The sequence below is a fragment of the Streptomyces sp. DSM 40750 genome (assembly GCF_024612035.1).
GTDB lineage: Bacteria > Actinomycetota > Actinomycetes > Streptomycetales > Streptomycetaceae > Streptomyces.
In genome coordinates this window covers 8,707,512-8,724,051 of the sequence record NZ_CP102513.1, presented here as the reverse complement: position 1 = coordinate 8,724,051, position 16,540 = coordinate 8,707,512, and the positions used below count along the sequence as shown (strand labels likewise).

14 protein-coding genes are annotated in these 16,540 nt (G+C 68.8%); 11 read left to right on the top strand and 3 right to left on the bottom strand.

What is annotated here, in order from left to right:
- Positions 1–128 precede the first annotated feature (128 nt).
- The 9 genes from JIX55_RS38665 (at position 129) to JIX55_RS38625 (ending at position 12,660) form a co-directional block, all read left to right on the top strand.
- On the top strand, positions 129–587 hold the full coding sequence (locus tag JIX55_RS38665; protein WP_257567876.1) for an Lrp/AsnC family transcriptional regulator: 459 nt from the start codon (positions 129–131) through the stop codon (positions 585–587).
- Positions 584–2,629: an NAD(+) synthase gene (locus JIX55_RS38660; RefSeq protein WP_257567875.1), complete on the top strand. Its 2,046-nt coding sequence runs from the start codon at positions 584–586 to the stop codon at positions 2,627–2,629. The genes JIX55_RS38665 and JIX55_RS38660 overlap by 4 nt, the downstream gene beginning before the upstream one ends.
- 381 nt (positions 2,630–3,010) lie before the next feature.
- Complete coding sequence (locus tag JIX55_RS38655) at positions 3,011–4,351, top strand: ABC transporter substrate-binding protein (protein WP_257567874.1); 1,341 nt, start codon at positions 3,011–3,013, stop codon at positions 4,349–4,351.
- Between the two features lie 10 nt (positions 4,352–4,361).
- On the top strand, positions 4,362–5,246 hold the full coding sequence (locus JIX55_RS38650) for a carbohydrate ABC transporter permease (protein ID WP_257567873.1): 885 nt from the start codon (positions 4,362–4,364) through the stop codon (positions 5,244–5,246).
- Positions 5,246–6,208, top strand: a complete 963-nt coding sequence (locus JIX55_RS38645) for a carbohydrate ABC transporter permease (RefSeq protein ID WP_257567872.1) — start codon at positions 5,246–5,248, stop codon at positions 6,206–6,208. Before JIX55_RS38650 ends, JIX55_RS38645 begins: the two co-directional genes overlap by 1 nt.
- Positions 6,209–6,272: 64 nt before the next feature.
- Positions 6,273–7,910 (top strand): glycoside hydrolase family 43 protein, encoded by a 1,638-nt coding sequence (locus JIX55_RS38640; RefSeq protein ID WP_257567871.1) that lies wholly within the window; start codon positions 6,273–6,275, stop codon positions 7,908–7,910.
- 293 nt (positions 7,911–8,203) lie between these two features.
- Positions 8,204–9,244, top strand: a complete 1,041-nt coding sequence (locus tag JIX55_RS38635; RefSeq protein ID WP_257567870.1) for a LacI family DNA-binding transcriptional regulator — start codon at positions 8,204–8,206, stop codon at positions 9,242–9,244.
- Between the two features lie 191 nt (positions 9,245–9,435).
- Complete coding sequence (locus tag JIX55_RS38630) at positions 9,436–11,409, top strand: sulfatase (RefSeq protein WP_257567869.1); 1,974 nt, start codon at positions 9,436–9,438, stop codon at positions 11,407–11,409.
- Between the two features lie 399 nt (positions 11,410–11,808).
- The gene (locus JIX55_RS38625; protein WP_257567868.1) at positions 11,809–12,660 is read left to right on the top strand and encodes a hypothetical protein; all 852 of its coding nucleotides are present in this window, start codon (positions 11,809–11,811) and stop codon (positions 12,658–12,660) included.
- A gap of 177 nt (positions 12,661–12,837) precedes the next feature.
- Here JIX55_RS38625 and JIX55_RS38620 read toward each other — a convergent pair whose 3' ends face one another.
- From JIX55_RS38620 to JIX55_RS38610, 3 genes are all read right to left on the bottom strand, one after another.
- Positions 12,838–13,491, bottom strand: coding sequence for a DUF4352 domain-containing protein (locus JIX55_RS38620; protein ID WP_257567867.1), 654 nt, complete (start codon positions 13,489–13,491; stop codon positions 12,838–12,840).
- 395 nt (positions 13,492–13,886) lie between these two features.
- Positions 13,887–14,207 carry a 4a-hydroxytetrahydrobiopterin dehydratase gene (locus tag JIX55_RS38615; RefSeq protein ID WP_257567866.1) on the bottom strand — a complete coding sequence of 107 codons (321 nt, stop codon included), beginning with the start codon at positions 14,205–14,207 and terminating at the stop codon, positions 13,887–13,889.
- Positions 14,183–15,475: a Twin-arginine translocation pathway signal gene (locus JIX55_RS38610; RefSeq protein ID WP_257567865.1), complete on the bottom strand. Its 1,293-nt coding sequence runs from the start codon at positions 15,473–15,475 to the stop codon at positions 14,183–14,185. Before JIX55_RS38610 ends, JIX55_RS38615 begins: the two co-directional genes overlap by 25 nt.
- A 207-nt stretch (positions 15,476–15,682) precedes the next feature.
- Here JIX55_RS38610 and JIX55_RS38605 point away from each other — a divergent pair, with 207 nt between their 5' ends.
- Together JIX55_RS38605 and JIX55_RS38600 are read left to right on the top strand one after the other, a co-directional pair.
- Positions 15,683–15,883 carry a hypothetical protein gene (locus JIX55_RS38605; RefSeq protein ID WP_257567864.1) on the top strand — a complete coding sequence of 67 codons (201 nt, stop codon included), beginning with the start codon at positions 15,683–15,685 and terminating at the stop codon, positions 15,881–15,883.
- On the top strand, positions 15,880–16,041 hold the full coding sequence (locus JIX55_RS38600; RefSeq protein WP_257567863.1) for a hypothetical protein: 162 nt from the start codon (positions 15,880–15,882) through the stop codon (positions 16,039–16,041). The genes JIX55_RS38605 and JIX55_RS38600 overlap by 4 nt, the downstream gene beginning before the upstream one ends.
- Positions 16,042–16,540: the final 499 nt, after the last annotated feature.

Genomic DNA, 16,540 nt, shown 5'->3' with positions numbered 1-16,540 from the left:
GCCGCGGGGTCTCCTCGCCCGCCACCCGACCACTGAGCGGCTGGCCAAATACCGTACATCCTCCCGGAGATGCCACCGAACCCCATTCGCGATGATCACCATTCGACCGAACCGGATATGGTGACCCCATGGGGACGGACAACGGGATCGTCGACGCCATCGACAGGGCGTTGATCGCGGAGCTTCAGCGCGACGCCACACAGGCCTACGCGGCGCTCGGCAAGGCGGTCGGTCTGTCGGCCGGCGCGGCTCACGACCGCGTACGGAAGCTCCGTGAGCGCGGCGTCATCCGCCAGACGACCATCGATGTCGACCCGGTCGCCCTCGGGCGGGGCGTGCTCGCCTTCGTCATGGTCGACTCGTCGGTCTGGATGGGGGACGCGTCCGCCTCCTTCGCCGCCCTACCCGAGATTCAGGAAGCCCACCTCATCGCGGGCACCGCCTCCGTCCTCGTCAAGGTGCGCTCGGCCACCACGGAGCGGTTGCAGGACGTCCTGCGGCGGCTCTACGCGATCGAGGGCGTGAGCGGGGCCCGGACGACGGTGGTACTGGAGACGTTCTTCGAAAGGCCGGTCCACACCTCGTGAACTTCTCGTCGATCTATCAGCACGGCTTCGCGCGGATCGCCGCGTGCACCGGTCACGCGGCCATCGCCGACCCACCGGCCAACGCGGAGGCGGTGCTGCGGCAGGGCCGCCGCGTCGCCGAGGAGGGGGTCGCCGTCGCCGTGTTCCCCGAACTGTGCCTGTCCGGCTACTCGATCGAGGATCTGCTGCTGCAGGACGCGTTGCTCGACGAGGTCGAGGCGGCGCTCCGGACGGTGGTGGCCGGATCGGCGGACCTGCTGCCGGTGCTCGTCCTCGGCGCCCCACTGCGCCATCGCCACCGCGTCTACAACTGCGCGGTGGTCGTGCACCGCGGGCGGATCCTCGGTGTCGCGCCCAAGTCCTACCTGCCGAACTACCGCGAGTTCTACGAGAAGCGGCAGATCGCACCGGGCGACGACGAGCGCGGCGGCACGATCCGCGTCGGCGGGGCGGACGTGCCGTTCGGCACGGACCTGCTCTTCGCGGCGGAGGACCTCTCCGGTCTGGTGCTGCACGCGGAGATCTGCGAGGACATGTGGGTGCCGGTGCCCCCGAGCGCCGAGGCGGCGCTGGCCGGGGCGACCGTTCTCCTCAACCTCTCGGGCAGCCCGATCACGGTCGGGCGGGCCGAGGACCGGCGGCTGCTGTGTCGCTCGGCGTCCTCGCGCTGCCTCGCCGCCTACGTCTACGCGGCGGCCGGCCTCGGCGAGTCGACCACCGACCTGTCCTGGGACGGCCAGACCATGATCTACGAGAACGGGGTCCTGCTGGCCGAGACCGGTCGTTTCCCGCAGGACGACCAGTACGCGGTGGCCGACATCGACCTCGACCTGCTGCGGCAGGAACGCACGCGGATGGGCACGTTCGACGACAACCGCCGTACCCACGCCGCGCGGACCGGCGGCTACCGGCACGTCTCGTTCCGGCTCGACGCGCCCGCCACCGACCTCGGCCTGCGGCGCCCGGTCGAGCGGTTCCCGTTCGTGCCGGCCGACCCCGCCCGCCTCGCCCAGGACTGTTACGAGGCCTACAACATCCAGGTCGCGGGCCTCCAACAGCGCTTGGCGGCGATCGGCGGCCCCAAGATCGTCATCGGGGTGTCGGGCGGCCTGGACTCCACACACGCGCTGATCGTCGCCGCCCGGGCCATGGACCGCGCGGGCCGCCCCCGCAGCGACATCCTCGCCTTCACCCTGCCCGGCTTCGCGACCGGCGAGCACACCAAGGGCAACGCCCACAAGCTGATGCGTTCCCTCGGCGTCACGGCGGCCGAACTGGACATCACCCCGACCGCCCGGCTCATGCTCAAGGAGATGGGCCACCCGTTCTCGTCCGGCGAGCCGGTGTATGACATCACCTTCGAGAACGTGCAGGCGGGGCTGCGTACCGACTACCTGTTCCGGCTGGCCAACCAGCGCGGCGGCATCGTGCTCGGCACGGGTGACCTGTCCGAACTGGCGCTCGGCTGGTGCACGTACGGCGTCGGCGACCAGATGAGCCACTACAACGTCAACTCCGGCGTACCGAAGACGCTCATCCAGCATCTGATCCGCTGGGTCATCAGCAGCGGCCAGTTCGACGAGGACACCAACGAGACGCTGGCCGCGATCCTCGACACGGAGATCAGCCCGGAGCTCGTGCCCGGGGAGGAGCTGCAGTCCACCGAGTCCAAGATCGGCCCGTACGCGCTGCACGACTTCACCCTGTTCCACGTGCTGCGCTACGGCTTCCGGCCCTCGAAGATCGGTTTTCTGGCCTGGCACGCCTGGCGGGACCGGGACGCGGGCGCGTGGCCGCCGGGGTTCCCCGAGGCCGAGCGGACGGCGTACGAGCTGCCGGAGATCTGGCACTGGCTGGACTATTTCTGTCGGCGTTTCTTCGCTTTCGCGCAGTTCAAGCGCTCCGCCATGCCGAACGGGCCGAAGGTCCTGGCCGGCGGTTCCCTGTCGCCGCGCGGCGACTGGCGTGCACCGTCCGACAGTTCGGCGGCGGCCTGGCTGCGAGACCTGGCCCGCTGGGATCTGCCGGACACCGGGGAGTAACCGGTGTCGCAGCCAGTCCGAGCCGTCCGATGAGTTGAGTTACGTAAGCGGTTTCAGCCGCTGAGGCCGTCGCGGACCAGCCCCCCGCGGCGGCCTTCGCGCTGCGGGGCACCCCTCTGACCTGCACATCCACCATAACCGTCGGTCACCGAGAGCCACATCTCCCCGCAACCCGACGGACAAGCCCGCGTAACAATTTCTCTTCGCACTCTTGCGTGAGCCGATCTGGCGACCTACGTTTCACAGCAACCGTTTACTACGCCTTACGCAGGGGTTCAGAGACGCGAGCTGACGGTCCGCCTCGCTCGCCGTCGCCCCACCGAGCCGCCCCTCGCTGCCCTCGCTTCCGCGATCGTCTACGCCTCGAAGGATGACCGTACGATGAACTCCAACAGCCCCCGGAGAAGGTTCGCCCGCATTGCAGTCGCGGGTATGGCGCTCACAGGTCTGCTCACCGCCTGCGGCAGCTCGGACTCCGGCGACGACTCCTCTTCCGACTCCTCCGGTCCGGTCACCCTCGACTTCTGGGGCTGGGCCAACGGCCAGGAGGCCGTCGTCAAGGCGTTCAACGCCAGCCACAAGGACGTCAAGCTCAAGTACACCAAGGTCACCGACCAGCTGACCATGCAGAAGCAGCTGACCAACGCCGTCAAGGCCGGCAACGCCCCCTGCCTGCTGCAGAACACCGGCGAGTACGTGACGAGCTGGGTCTCGCAGGGCGCCCTCGCCGACATCACCGAGTACGTCGAGGCCGACAAGGACAAGTTCAACCCCGGCTCGTGGGCCAACGGCCAGGTCCAGGGCAAGGTCTACGGCATCCCCACCGCCTCCGCGCCGGCCTTCACCATCTACCGGACCGACATCTTCGAGAAGTACGACCTGGAGCCGCCGGCGACCTGGGACGACTTCATCGCGGCGGGCAAGGTGCTGAAGAAGCACGACATCAAGATCACCAACTACGCCGGTGAGGACCCGAGCACCCTGGAGGTGCTCGCCATGCAGGGCGGGGCGCACTGGTACAGCGTCGACGGCGACTCCTGGGTGGTGAACTTCCAGGACGAGGGCACCCTCAAGGCCGCCGAGGTGATCCAGGAGATCATCGACAACAACCTGAACTCCAAGCTCTCCTTCGCCGACTACGCGGCCGTGCAGCGCAACTACGACACCGGCGGCACCGCGACCCGGCAGATCTCCACCTGGCAGATGTCCGGCATGGTGCAGAACTTCACCAAGTCCTTCGGCGACTGGGCGCTGGCCCCCTGGCCGACGTACAAGGGCGAGGCAGCCAAGACGCCGGCCGGGACCAACCAGAGCGGCAACCTGACACTGGTGTCCGAGCAGTGCAAGAACAAGAAGCAGGCCGCCGAGGTGGCGCTGTGGATGTCCACCGACACCGGTGCCGTCAAGACCATGGCGAGCCCCGAGACCGGCAGCGGCGTGATGCCGGCGCTGGCCGACAGCGAGTCGTACGTCGCCGAAGCGATCTCCGAGAAGCTGCTCGGCGACAACTACGAGCCGGCCCAGAAGATCGTGACGGACAGCCTGGGCACCGTCACCAACGACTGGATCTACGGCCCGAACTGGACCGCGATGTTCACGGAGATGCAGGACGAGTGGGCCAAGGTCGTCAGCAAGGAGCAGAAGGTGACCGATCTGCTCGCCCACATGCAGGAGTGGACGGTCCGCGACCTCCAGCAGCGCGGCATCAGCGTCAAGGGCTGAGGCACACTCGATGATTCGCTCACTGCGCTGGAAGGGTGCCGCGTTCACGGTGCCCTTCCAGCTCGGCTTCGTCTTCCTCTACCTTCTTCCGATCGGCTACGCCGTTCACCAGTCGCTGTTCCTGCAGAAGCAGTCCGGGCTGGGTCTCGGCGGCGCGACCACGGAATTCGTCGGGCTGGAGAACTACCAGCAGGGCCTGACGGACTCGGCGTTCATGACCTCCATCCTCAGGGTGGTGCTGTTCGCCTGCGTCCAGATCCCGTTCATGCTGATCATCAGCCTGATCCTGGCGCTCTTCCTGGACGCGGTCACCGCGAAGGCGGCCGGCCGGTTCCGGATCATGCTGCTGGTCCCGTACATGATCCCCGGGGTGGTCGCGGCCATCGTGTGGATCAACCTGTACAGCCCCGTGGTGGGCCCCCTGACGCCGCTCGGCGAGCTGTTCGGGTTGGACTGGAACTTCTTCGCCCCCTCGATGGTGTGGCCGGCCATCGGCAACCTGCTGACCTGGCACGGCATCGGCTACAACATGGTGATCATCTACTCGGCGCTCCAGGGCGTGCCCCGTGAGCTGTTCGAGGCCGCGCGGCTGGACGGCGCCTCGGAGCTGCGGATCGCGCTGAGCATCAAGGTCCCGTTCGTGCGGGGCGCGCTCGTCCTGACCGCGCTGCTGTCGGTCATCCAGATGCTGCAGATCTTCAACGAGCCCGCGCTGTTCAGGAACATCTCCCCCGAGACGGTCAGCGACAGCTTCACCCCGATCATGATCATCTACAACCAGGCGTTCAACGCCGCCAACTACCACTACGCCGCGGCCCTGTCGGTGCTGCTCGCCCTGATCCTCGGCCTCGCGTCCTTCCTCTTCTACCGGCTGACCTCGAGGGAGGCGGACTGATGGCGCTCACGGAAAACATGAAGGAAAACGGCACGGAAAACGGCACGGAGAACGGCTCGAAGACCGCTGCCGGGCCGTCCGGCGGGGGCACCGTCCGCCGGCGTACCCGCCCGGACCCGGCCGCCCGCTCCCGCGGCGGCCAGCGTTTCGTCCTCCTCGGTCTGGCCCTGGCCAGCGCCTACAGCCTGTTCCCGGTGTACTGGCTGGTGATCGCCGCGACCAAGGACCAGGTCGGGCTGTACCAGAGCAACGGGCTGTGGTTCTCCGACTTCCACCTGTGGGAGAACCTGCAGCAGGTGTTCACGTACGAGGGCGGCATCTTCCTGCGCTGGACGGCCAACTCGTTCCTGTACGCCGGTGTCGGCTCCCTCGGCGGCACGCTCATCGCCCTCGCCACGGGCTACGGCCTCGCCCGCTTCGACTTCCCGGGCCGTGGCGTGGTCTTCGCGGCGGTGGTCGGCTCGTTCCTGATCCCGATCGCCCTGCTCACGCTCCCGCTGTACCTGATGTTCTCGAAGATCGGCCTGGTCGACACCCCCTGGGCGATGTTGATCCCCTGCCTGATCAACCCGTTCAGCGTGTATCTGGCCAAGGTCTACACCGAGGCCGCGATCCCCTTCGAACTGCTGGAGGCGGCCCGTATCGACGGCGCCGGTGAACTGCGGATCTTCTTCAGCATCGTGCTGCGGATGATGACCACGGGCGGCGCCACGGTGTTCCTTCTCGCCTTCGTCAACACCTGGAACGCGTTCTTCCTCCCCCTCACCGTGCTGCGCGGCCAGGAGAACTGGACACTCAACCTGGGTCTGTACAACTGGTCCGGCAAGCGGGTCGAGTCGGGCATCGATGTGACCAGCCTCGTCCTGACGGGCGCACTGCTGTCCATCGTCCCGATGGCGATCATGATGGTCGCGATGCGCCGCTACTGGCGGACAGGCGTCACGATGGGAGCGCTGAAGTGACACCTCCGATGCCTGCTCGGGCAGTCGTCACCCCGGGGACTCCGGTAGTTCTGGGAGCTCGTTCGTGACCGCGGCCCGCAATCCCGTCATCCGGGGCTTCGCCCCCGACCCCTCGCTGGTCCGGGTCGGCGAGTGGTACTACGTGGCGACCAGTTCGTTCGAGTGGTACCCGACGATCCCGGTCCACCGGTCCCGGGACCTCGCGCACTGGGAGTTCGCGGGCCATGTGCGCGGCGCGGTCCCGGGCGGCTCCCTCGCCGGCGTCCCCGACTCGGGCGGCATCTGGGCACCGTCGCTGAGCTGGGACGGCGAACGCTTTTGGGTGATCTACGCGATCGTACGGTCGGTCGGGACCCGCCACTTCGACCTGGACACGTACGTCAGCACGGCCACGAGCGTGGACGGGGCTTGGACCGCTCCACGCCGGGTCGCGAGCCATGGCTTCGACCCGGCCCTCTTCCATCACGAGGGCCGGCTGTGGCTGCTGAACATGCAGAGCGACCACCGCCCCGGCGGCAAGCGGTTCGCCGGAATCGTCCTGACGGAGTTGGACCGCTCCACACTGCGCCCACTCGGCGAGACCCATCTGCTGCTCCAGCACGACAAGTTGATCGAGGGCCCCAAGCTGCTGGTGCGTGACGGCTGGTACTACCTGGTGCTCGCCGAGGGCGGGACCGGTTTCGAGCACGGGGTGCGGGTGGCGCGAAGCCGTGCGATGACCGGCCCGTACGAACTCGACGACGTGCCCCTGCTGACGACGCGGGACGACCCGAAGGTGCCGCTGCAGAAGGCCGGGCACGCCGAGCTGGTCGAGACACCGGACGGCGAGTGGTACCTGAGCCATCTCACCGCCCGCCCGCTGCACACCGAGCACGGCATGCGCTGCCCGCTGGGTCGGGAGACCGCCGTCCAGGCGGTGACCTGGGACGCCGAGGGGTGGCCCCGGCTGCGGCAAGGTGGCTGGCACCCGGCGGTGGAGGTGCGGGTGCCGACCGTGAACACGGCCTCCGCCGTGACCGCCTCGGTCGACGCCGCGCCCGCCGGGAAGCCCTCGACCGCGCCCGTCGTGCGCGACGACGCGCCGTCCTGGCCGTGGAGCACCCTCCGCGCGGAGCCGGACGCCTCCTGGGCCGACACCGCTGTCCGCCCCGGCTGGATCCGGCTGCGTGGGCGGCAGGGGCCCGAATCCCTCTGGGACCAGAGCCTGTTGGCACAGCGGCTCACCGAGCACCGGGCGGAGGTGGAGGTCACCGTCGAGGCCCGGCCGCGCACGTTCGCCGAGGCCGCCGGGCTGGTGCTCTGGTACAACACCGCCTCCTACCTCACCCTCGACCTGACCTGGGCCGAACCCGAGGGCGAACCGCAGCGCGGCCAGCAGTGGCGGGGCGAGGGCCGTACCGTCCTCAGCCTCCTCGAACGCGACGAGGACGGGGCCCGGCAGGTGGCCGTCGTCGAGGTCGAGGCGGGACGTCCGGTCACGCTGGGGGCGAGCGTCGACGGCGCCGACGCCCGGTTCTGGTTCCTCCGTGACGGCGTGCGTGTACCCGTGGGACCGGTCCTGGACTTCAGCCGTCTCTCCGACGACTACGGCTCCCGACTCCGCTTCACCGGCGCCTTCGCCGGCATCCACGCCCAAGACCTCGTCGCCGCGGAGTTCACGGCGGACTTCGGCGGGTTCCGGCTGGTGCACGAGGAGGAGTGAGGAGAGGAGAGGTGAGGAGAGGTGAGGAGAGGTGAGGAGAGGTGAGGTGAGTAAGGGGACTCCGGGTCAGGCGCCCGGGGCGAACCCGGGACTCCTCGCAGCCTCCACCCCCTTGTTCGAAGTTTCGAAAGTTTTGGCTGGTGCGGTCCTCTGATTCCCTGCTTCTTCACGCCGTGTTGAGTTGGGCTTACCGTAGGAAGCGCTTGCTACGCGGTGGGTGATTCCGCCGCGCGAGCAAGGCTGTTCGAAAATTTCACCGGCCCACGGGACGGGCCCTGAGAGGTGGAGTCGCGATGGTGCGTGGCGGGAGCGCGACGGCCGGGCCGACGCTGGCGGTGGTGGCGCGCGAGGCCGGGGTCTCCGTACCGACGGCCTCGAAGGTGGTCAACGGCCGGGAGGACGTGGCCCCGGAGACCAGGCGCCGGGTCAGCGAAGCGCTGGACCGGCTCGGTTACGTCCGCAGACCCCGGTTCGAGGCGTCGAAGCCGCAGGGCATGGTCGATCTGGTGGTGCACTCGCTGGAGAGTTCCTGGTCGGGCGCGGTTCTGCACGGCGTGGAACAGGCGGCCCACGACGCCGGCCTGGAGGTCGTGGTCTCGGCCGGGCTGACCCGTACCCGGGGCGCCCGCCCGGAACGCGGCTGGTTCGACAAGCTGACCACCCGGGGCTCGGCCGGTGTGCTGTTCAACCTGGCCGAGCTGTCCCCCGCCCAGTACTCCTGGCTCACCCAGAACCGCATCCCGTTCGTCCTGATCGACCCGGTCCTCGAACCGCCGCCCGGTGTGGTGTCGGTGGGCGCGGCCAACTGGCAGGGCGGCACCACCGCCACCGAGCATCTGCTGGCCCTGGGGCACGAGCGGATCGCCGTGATCGCCGGATACCGGCACAAGATGTGCAGCAGCGCCCGGGTGGCGGGCTACCGCTCGGCGTTGACGGCCGCGGGGATTCCGTACCGGCCGGAGTACGTCCGCTACGGCAACTTCATGGAGACCACCTCCCACCACCGCATGCTCCAGTTGCTCGACCTCCCCGAACCGCCGACCGCCGTCTTCGTCTGTTCGGACAAGATGGCCCTCGGCGCGTACGAGGCGCTGGCCGAGCGGGGGCTGCGGGTGCCGGACGACATCAGCGTGGTCGGCTTCGACGACCTTCCCGAGGCCCGCTGGGCGAATCCTGGTCTGACCACCGTCCGCCAGCCGCTCTCCGAGATGGCCTCGACCGCGCTACGGCTGCTGGTGCGGATGATGGAGGGCGACCAACCGGAGGGTACGCGCACCGAGTTGTCGACGAGGCTGGTGGAGCGGGCGAGTACGGGGGTGCCGCGCTCGGCCTGAACGGGGAGTGGGATCGTGTCGGGGTTCGGATGAAATGGTTGCGGAGCACCTGAGTTCGGGTGAACGGTGGGCGTCGTCGGACCGTACGCATAGTGATGGGCGTACGGGTGTGATGGCGGTGCCGCCGTCCCCGGCCCACTCCGCTCCACCAGCACTGAGCTCCACATGCTCCACAGGGAAGGACCTTCGGGTTGTCGCACATACGCTCTCCGCAGCTTCCGGGACCGACACCGGCACCGGACGACGACACGGCCCTGGAGGACGCAGCCCCTCCGGAGCGGGAAGCGGTTACGGAGACCACGGCGGAGGCCGAGGAACCCGAGGCCGAGGCCGAGCCCGAGGAGCTCAAGCCCGAGGAGCCCGAGGCCGGGAAGCCCGAGCCTGAGGCCAAGCCGACCTCCGAACCCGAGCCCGAGGCCGAATCCCAGCCGGCCCCCGAACCCGATCCCGAGCCCGGTCCCCGTCCTGAGCCCGAATCCCAGCCGACCCCCTCCCCCGTCGCACCTCCCTCCGGCTGGCGCACCAGGCACCCCCGCGCCGCGCGCGCCGTCACCTGGACCGTGACCGGACTGGCCATCGCTCTCGTCATGTTCGCGCTGCTCGTACCGAACGACATGACCAACATCGAGGTCGGCCGCTTCCTGAGGATCCCGGCGGAGGGAATTCTCGTGGCGGCGCTACTGCTCGTGCTGCCGCCGAGGGCGCGGCGCGTGGCGGTGGTGGTCGTCGGGGCGGTGCTCGGGCTGCTGGTGATCGTCAAGGTGCTGGACATGGGGTCGTACTGGACCCTGGACCGCCCGTTCGACCTGGTGTTGGACTGGATCCTGCTGGACGACGCGCAGTCGTTCATGAAGGACTCGCTGGGCGGCGCGGCCGCGCAGGCCGCGACGGTCGGGGTGATCGCGCTGGTGCTCGCGCTGCCGGTACTGATGACGCTGGCGGTCGTGCGGATCAGCCGACTCATGGTGCGCAACCGGCACACGGCGAGCCGTACGCTGCTGGTCCTCGGGACGGCGTGGATCACCTGCTCGACGCTGACGCTGGAGGTCGCCGACATACCGGTGGCCTCGCACAGCGCGGCGACCCTCGTGGAGAACCGGATCGAGGCGGTGAGCGACGGGCTGAAGGACGGGGAGGCGTTCGAGAAGCAGGCGGCGGTCGACGCCTTCGCCGACGTACCGCCGGACCAGTTGCTGACGGGGTTGCGCGGCAAGGACGTACTGATCACCTTCATCGAGAGCTACGGCCGCTCCGCGATCGACGACCCGCAGATGGGCGAGCCGCTCGGTGAGACGCTCGCGCAGAAGACGAAGGAGCTGGAGCAGGCCGGGTACGCGTCGCAGAGCGGCTGGCTGCGCTCCCCCATCACGGGCGCGGGCAGCTGGCTCGGCCACTCCACGTTCCTGTCCGGCCTGTGGATCAAGAACCAGTCGCGTTACGCCAACCTCGTCGCGAGCGACCGTCTCACCCTCACCGAGGCGTTCCGCCGCACCGGCGCCTGGCGCACGGTCGGCATCGTGCCGGGCACGCAGAAGACCTGGCCGGAGGGCAAGTACTTCGGCCTGGACCACATCTACGACTCCGACCAACTCGGTTACCAGGGACCGAAGTTCAGCTGGTCGACCATGCCCGACCAGTACACGCTGAAGGCGTTCGAGGAGCTGGAGCACGGCAAGAAGGACCGTGAGCCGATGATGGCGGAGATCATCCTGACCTCCAGCCACAACCCGTGGGCGCCCATCCCGAGCACGATCCCCGAGGAGCGGATCGGCGACGGCTCGGTCTACCACTCGCTCCAGAAGGCGGAGGGCAAGGACCCCAAGGAGGTCTGGAAGGACCCCTCAAACGTCCGTGACGAGTACCGCAAGTCCATCCAGTACTCGGTCACCAGCCTCGTCGACTACGTCGCGAAGTACGGCTCCAAGGACACCGTCCTGATCTTCCTCGGCGACCACCAGCCCAACAAGACGGTCACCGGCGACAACCCCAGCCACGACGTGCCGGTCTCGATCGTCGCCCAGGACCCCGAGGTGCTGGAGAAGATCGCCGACTGGGGCTGGACCGACGGCCTCAAGCCCGCCGACGACACCCCGGTGTGGCGGATGGACAAGTTCCGCGACCGCTTCATGACGGCGTTCGGCCCGCAGGGCGCCGGAAACCCCTAGTCGCGGCTGTGGTCCGCCCGGGCCGGCTCGGCACCGGGCGGACAGAAGCTATTGAGGGCATCATCGCCACCATGGCCGCGGAGCAACTCCCGGGCCTGTACAAGCGATCCAGCGGCCCCTGCTGGGTGTACGAGGACAGGACGACCAGGGCAACCCGCTCGTCAAACAGCTCGGTACGGACAACCTGCGCGCCTACCTCGCCGAGTACGTCCTCACCTACTCCGTGGTTCCCGACCACGCTCACGCGGGGCATGAAGGAAGTCCTCGAGCTGGTGATGCCGAAGACCTGGCACGATCCTCGGACGCCGTGACTGGCCGCTCCTGCCCCTGCGGGGGATAGTCACGGCACCCGTCGTACGCCCGGACGGCACGATCGTCCAAGGTTTCGGATACGACCGCGTGACCGGCTTGCACATGCACCCGTGCGTGCCGCTGCGCCGCCTCCAAGCTGAGGTGACCGAAGAGCCCGTCGAGCGCGCGAAGAAGGTCGTGCTGGGGCAGATGCTCGCGGACTTCCCCTTCGTAGCGAACTCCGACCGGGCGCAGTACTTGGGGGCGCTGCTCTCTCCGATCATCCGCCACTACGTGCCCGGCCCGACGCCGCTCCTGGTCATCACCGGCACCTCTCAGGGGTCTGGAAAGACCCTGCTCATGGATGCAGTCGGCTACATCTACGGGCTGGCCGTAACCCAGTGGCCCGAGAACGACGCGGAACTCCGCAAGGCCGTGACCGCCAAGCTGTGGGACTGCGGCGACCCCGTCATCGCCATGGACAACCTGCCCAACGGGCACGTCATCAAGTCGCCGATGCTCTCGTCCCTGGCGACGTCGGCGACCTGGAGCGACCGCCTGCTCGGCAGCACCAGCTCCGTCACCATCCCGAACGACCGGTTGTGGGTGCTCACCGGCAACAACCTCAGCACCGGCGGAGACAACGCCCGTCGCACGCTGTGGGTGCGACGGGACCCGAACTGCCCGAACCATGACCAGCGCGACGACTTCACAGTCGGAGACCTCCGACAGTGGCTGGAGCAGAACGCATCCACCGTCGTCGCCGCTCTCGTGACCGTGGTGCGCGGGTGGCTGGCCGCTGGCGGCAAGACTGTGAACACCCACATGGGCGACTACTCCCGGTGGGCCTCCACGGTGGCGGGCATCCTCGCCCACCTCGAAGTGCCGGGGTGGCTCTCGAACTGCGACACCGCGACGTCGACCATGGATGCGAGGCGCAGGAGTGGGCCGCGTTCTTGACGGTCTGGTACTCGAACCCGGACCTCAGCAGCCGGACCGTCACCACGATTCGGTGAGCCAGTCGGCGGCCGGCCACGAGCTGTTCGGCCGTATGGCCGGGTATTACGTGGCTGCATGGTGGCCCCTGGTCCTGTGCGGGGCCGGGCGCCACCACGTTGAGCTCTCAAGGCCGCTCGGCTACTTGCCGACCTGCCACTCCACCGGTTCGTCCAGATCCGCCGGCGAGTACACCACCCGCTCAGCACGCCCACCCTTCGGCACCTCGAACAGGACGTGCCCCCGCACGCAGTCGCCGCCCTTCACCTTCGTGTCCATCGGATACAGCGGCTGCGGGAACTCACCCCCGCTCATGTGCGTCGCCTCCACCCGCGCCCCGTCCTCGTATGCGAGTGACCACGTGAACGGGCTCACCGGGAACGCGGCGGTGCCCTTGTTGCACACCTTCACCTCGGCCGTCGCCCACTCCTGGTCCTCGGGCAAAAGTTCCGGAATCCCGGCGATGCCGCTGTCTTTGAAGGCGAGCACGACCGCCGAGAACTTGCGGTCGCCGACGCCGATGTCTGCGGTGTCGCCGAACTTGAAAGTCTCCTGGCTGGGCGAGGGTGACAGGCTCGTCTTCGTGCTGCTGGCTGACGGTGTGCTGGCTGCCTTGACGACAGTCGGTGTGGGGTCGTCGGCGTCACGGGAGTTCGAGACGACGATGCCGGCGGTGACGATCCCGGCGATCAGCACGGCCGCCGTGCTGATGATGATCGTGTTCGTGTGGTTGCGCTTCGGCGGCTGAGGTGCCGGTGGTGCAGCAGGCGCAGGCGGCGGCATGGTGTTGCTCATGGTCCCCCCAGGACGTGTGTCGTGGAGTCGCATCATCCTGGGATGAGCACCGTTGTGGGGCAGATATGCCGTGTTGTGACCCTGCGGGGTGATGTGGGCGGGCGGGGCGGCGCCCTGCGACTTCGACCGTGGGGCAGATGCAACGGTTGGTTCCGTCCGGCTGACGGACGGAACCCACCGGACGCCGCCAGGAGTGCGTACCCTTTCTCGGCGCCGCTTGCTGAGGACAGGTTGTCCCTCTCACCCGCGTGCGTGGGACGACGGTTGCTCACACGGCAACCGTTCCCGCCCTCGACCTGCATGGGGCAGCGGCCTACACAGGGGTACTCACCAGATGAGGACCATTTTCGAAGGGCCGCGAACATGGTCGAGGGCACGCATCTGTCGCGTACTCCTCAGCCGTCGAGCGGCTCGGCCATGTGCGCCTGCGCGATCGCGTCGATACGCCGGGCGAGGTCGAAGTCCGCCTCGGTCAGCTTGTGCCCGGCGTCGTGCGTTGTGATCCCGAACCGCACCTTTCCCCACCGCAGATCGATGTCTGCATGGTGGCTGATCAGCCGCTGTACGTCCGCGACGTGCACGATCATTGCCACCCCGCCGTGGTAGCGAATCGCGTACGAGCGGGTGATCTCGCCACCCTCCCGCCGCCAGCCCGGCACAGTGGCCAGGGCCGCCGTGATCTCGTCCTCGGTCAGCGGCACAGGTGCCTCTGCCACGTCAGCTCCCCCTCGGTCACAGGCGCCAGAACCTCGGCAAGGTCCCGGCCGACCGGGGCATCCTGCCACGGCCGCATCGCCCGCTGAAGGGTGACCAACTCGCGCCGCATACGCGCCGACCGGGTCTCGACGGCGATGTCCGCCACCGTACGGGCGATCTCCAAAGCCTGGTCCGGCTCGTCCGCACCCGCCGCTGCGGTCGCATGTCGGGCGAGGTACACGCCGCGGTCACGGCGCGCGGTCTCGGGTACGACGTCGAGGACTTGGCCCCACAGGGATACGGCCTCCGCGCCGAGGCCGAGACGCCCGTAGCAAGTGGCGCGCTGCACTTCGAGGTATCCGGGTGTGCGTCGACAGGCGTTGCCCCACGGAAGGTCGTCGTCGACCCGGGCGAGGAGCCCGTCCGCTTCGTCGATCAGCCGGTCTACGGCATCCCGGTCGTCGGTGAGGCTGGCCCCGTGCGCCTGCTGCTGCATGGCCATGATGCGGACCTTCGGCACCAGGCGGCGGGAGTCTTCCAGCGCAGCCTCGCACAGGTCGATGACGGCGTGCCCGTCGCCGAGGTCGGTGCGTACCTGGGCCTGGTTGACCAGGCTGTAGCCGATCAGGTGTGGGTCTCTCGACCGCATCGCGATCTCCTGGGTGACACCGCGCCAGAACGCGGCGCCGTCCATGTCGCCGGCGTCCTGGTACAGCCAGCCGACGAGCGCGGCGTACGCGGCGCCGACCCGGAGTAGGACGCGGCGGGTCTCACCCTTGGCGGAGCGTACGAGCTTGTCGATGAGCTGGTACTGGGCGGAGACGGTGCCGATCAGGTCGTGCGGGCCGAGGAACATGTCTGCCCGGTAGTGGCCCTCCAACTGCTGCTGGAAGTAGTCGATCAGGGCGGGGTCGACGGGCTGCGGTGCGACAGGCCCGGCGACGAGAGCGGCGGCGGTGACGGACGCGAAGGCTCGGCGCTTCACGTGCTCCTCTTCGTGGTGCTCGGGGCGGATCCATCCTGGTGGGGTGGTGAACCCGAGGTCTTCTGGCCAGCGGCCGAGCGCGTCGTGGATGACGATGGCGGTCTCCTCTGGAGGCCAGCCGGGGCGGTCGCTTTCCCAGCGTCGCCACGTGCGCGGGGACACCGTGAAGTGGGGGTCGTCGAGGAGCCGTTGCCCGTGCTCGGTCAGCCGGACGGCGGCTTGCTCGATGGAGCGCCAGCCCGTCCGTAGCCGTGCGGCCCTCAGTGCGTCGTTGCGGCCCACCCGTCCAGTCTGAGGTGTCATCGCGCCGTCCCCCGGCCATGGCCGCCACGTGGCCACGGATGGCCACGGCGCGACCTATTTGCGTCTCTCCGTGCCGGCCCATCATCCAACTGTGATGACGGCACGTACACGGAACGCGACGGTAGGCCCCGTATTGGGGCGACTGGTGGAGGTCGGCTTGGGGCGACTGGTGGAGGTCGGCTTGGGGCGACTGGTGGAGGTCGGCGGATGAGACAGCAGACGATCCCGGAGCCGCCTATCTCACTGCCCGACCCGACGCGCCCGCCCCGGCCGGCGCCCAGCTGTGGGGTGTGCAAGGCACTCGACAAGCAGCGCGCAGCAGCGGAGAAGGATGGGGATGTTCGCCGCGCGACGATGTTCGAGGTCGAGATGCGCCGCCACCCCAGGCACCGCGAGGATCCGGTGTGAGCCAGGCCGAGGAGCCGCGCCTGATCGCGTGGTGCAGCTGGCATCGGGGCCTGAGCGATACCGCCCGCCTCGTACAGGTCGGCACCGCTGGGAAGCTGTTTGCGTGCGAGCGCTGCCGTCTGGCGAACGATCTCGTCCCGCTGGCGGACCAGCCGTGACGGCGGTGGAGAAGGCCCCGGAGTGCGCGCACGATATGCACCGCCTGTGTCCTGGGCCGAAGGCCATACGCCGCGAGGGCGCGCCCGCGTGGGAGGTGCCGATCCTGACGCTCCGGTGCGGTTGCCAGTGTCACCGTAAGGTCCCCCGGACCCGTTGATAGGCCCCGCCCGTCCCTGCACCCCGTGAGTTCCTGGGGCGGGCGGGTTCCAGGCCCCGGCCGTACGCGGGTGCCAGCGGGGCCGCTCCATGCCAAAGGGTTGTCCCGTAAATGATCTTTAGCTGGTGCGGCTGTGGTTCGTCCGGCAGCGAGCTGTCCGTCTATCCGGTGCGGATGAGGTTGTGCGGGCGGGCGATGTTGAGCACGGCAGCTGGAAGTAGGCTGCCTCAGGCTCGACCTGGTCACGGGGACCAGCGCGCCTGGGGGTGATTGACCTGATAGTTAGTCATGGGTCCGCGGCTGCAGCATCGGTGGCTCGCCGAGCAGGCAGAGTTCTGGGG

Coding starts and splice junctions, on each gene's coding strand:
- JIX55_RS38645 (WP_257567872.1), top strand. CDS start 5,246: ATGGCGCTCACGGAAAACATGAAGGAAAACGGCACGGAAAACGGCACG.
- JIX55_RS38605 (WP_257567864.1), top strand. CDS start 15,683: ATGAGACAGCAGACGATCCCGGAGCCGCCTATCTCACTGCCCGACCCG.
- JIX55_RS38620 (WP_257567867.1), bottom strand. CDS start 13,491: ATGAGCAACACCATGCCGCCGCCTGCGCCTGCTGCACCACCGGCACCT.
- JIX55_RS38665 (WP_257567876.1), top strand. CDS start 129: ATGGGGACGGACAACGGGATCGTCGACGCCATCGACAGGGCGTTGATC.
- JIX55_RS38650 (WP_257567873.1), top strand. CDS start 4,362: ATGATTCGCTCACTGCGCTGGAAGGGTGCCGCGTTCACGGTGCCCTTC.
- JIX55_RS38610 (WP_257567865.1), bottom strand. CDS start 15,475: ATGACACCTCAGACTGGACGGGTGGGCCGCAACGACGCACTGAGGGCC.
- JIX55_RS38655 (WP_257567874.1), top strand. CDS start 3,011: ATGAACTCCAACAGCCCCCGGAGAAGGTTCGCCCGCATTGCAGTCGCG.
- JIX55_RS38635 (WP_257567870.1), top strand. CDS start 8,204: ATGGTGCGTGGCGGGAGCGCGACGGCCGGGCCGACGCTGGCGGTGGTG.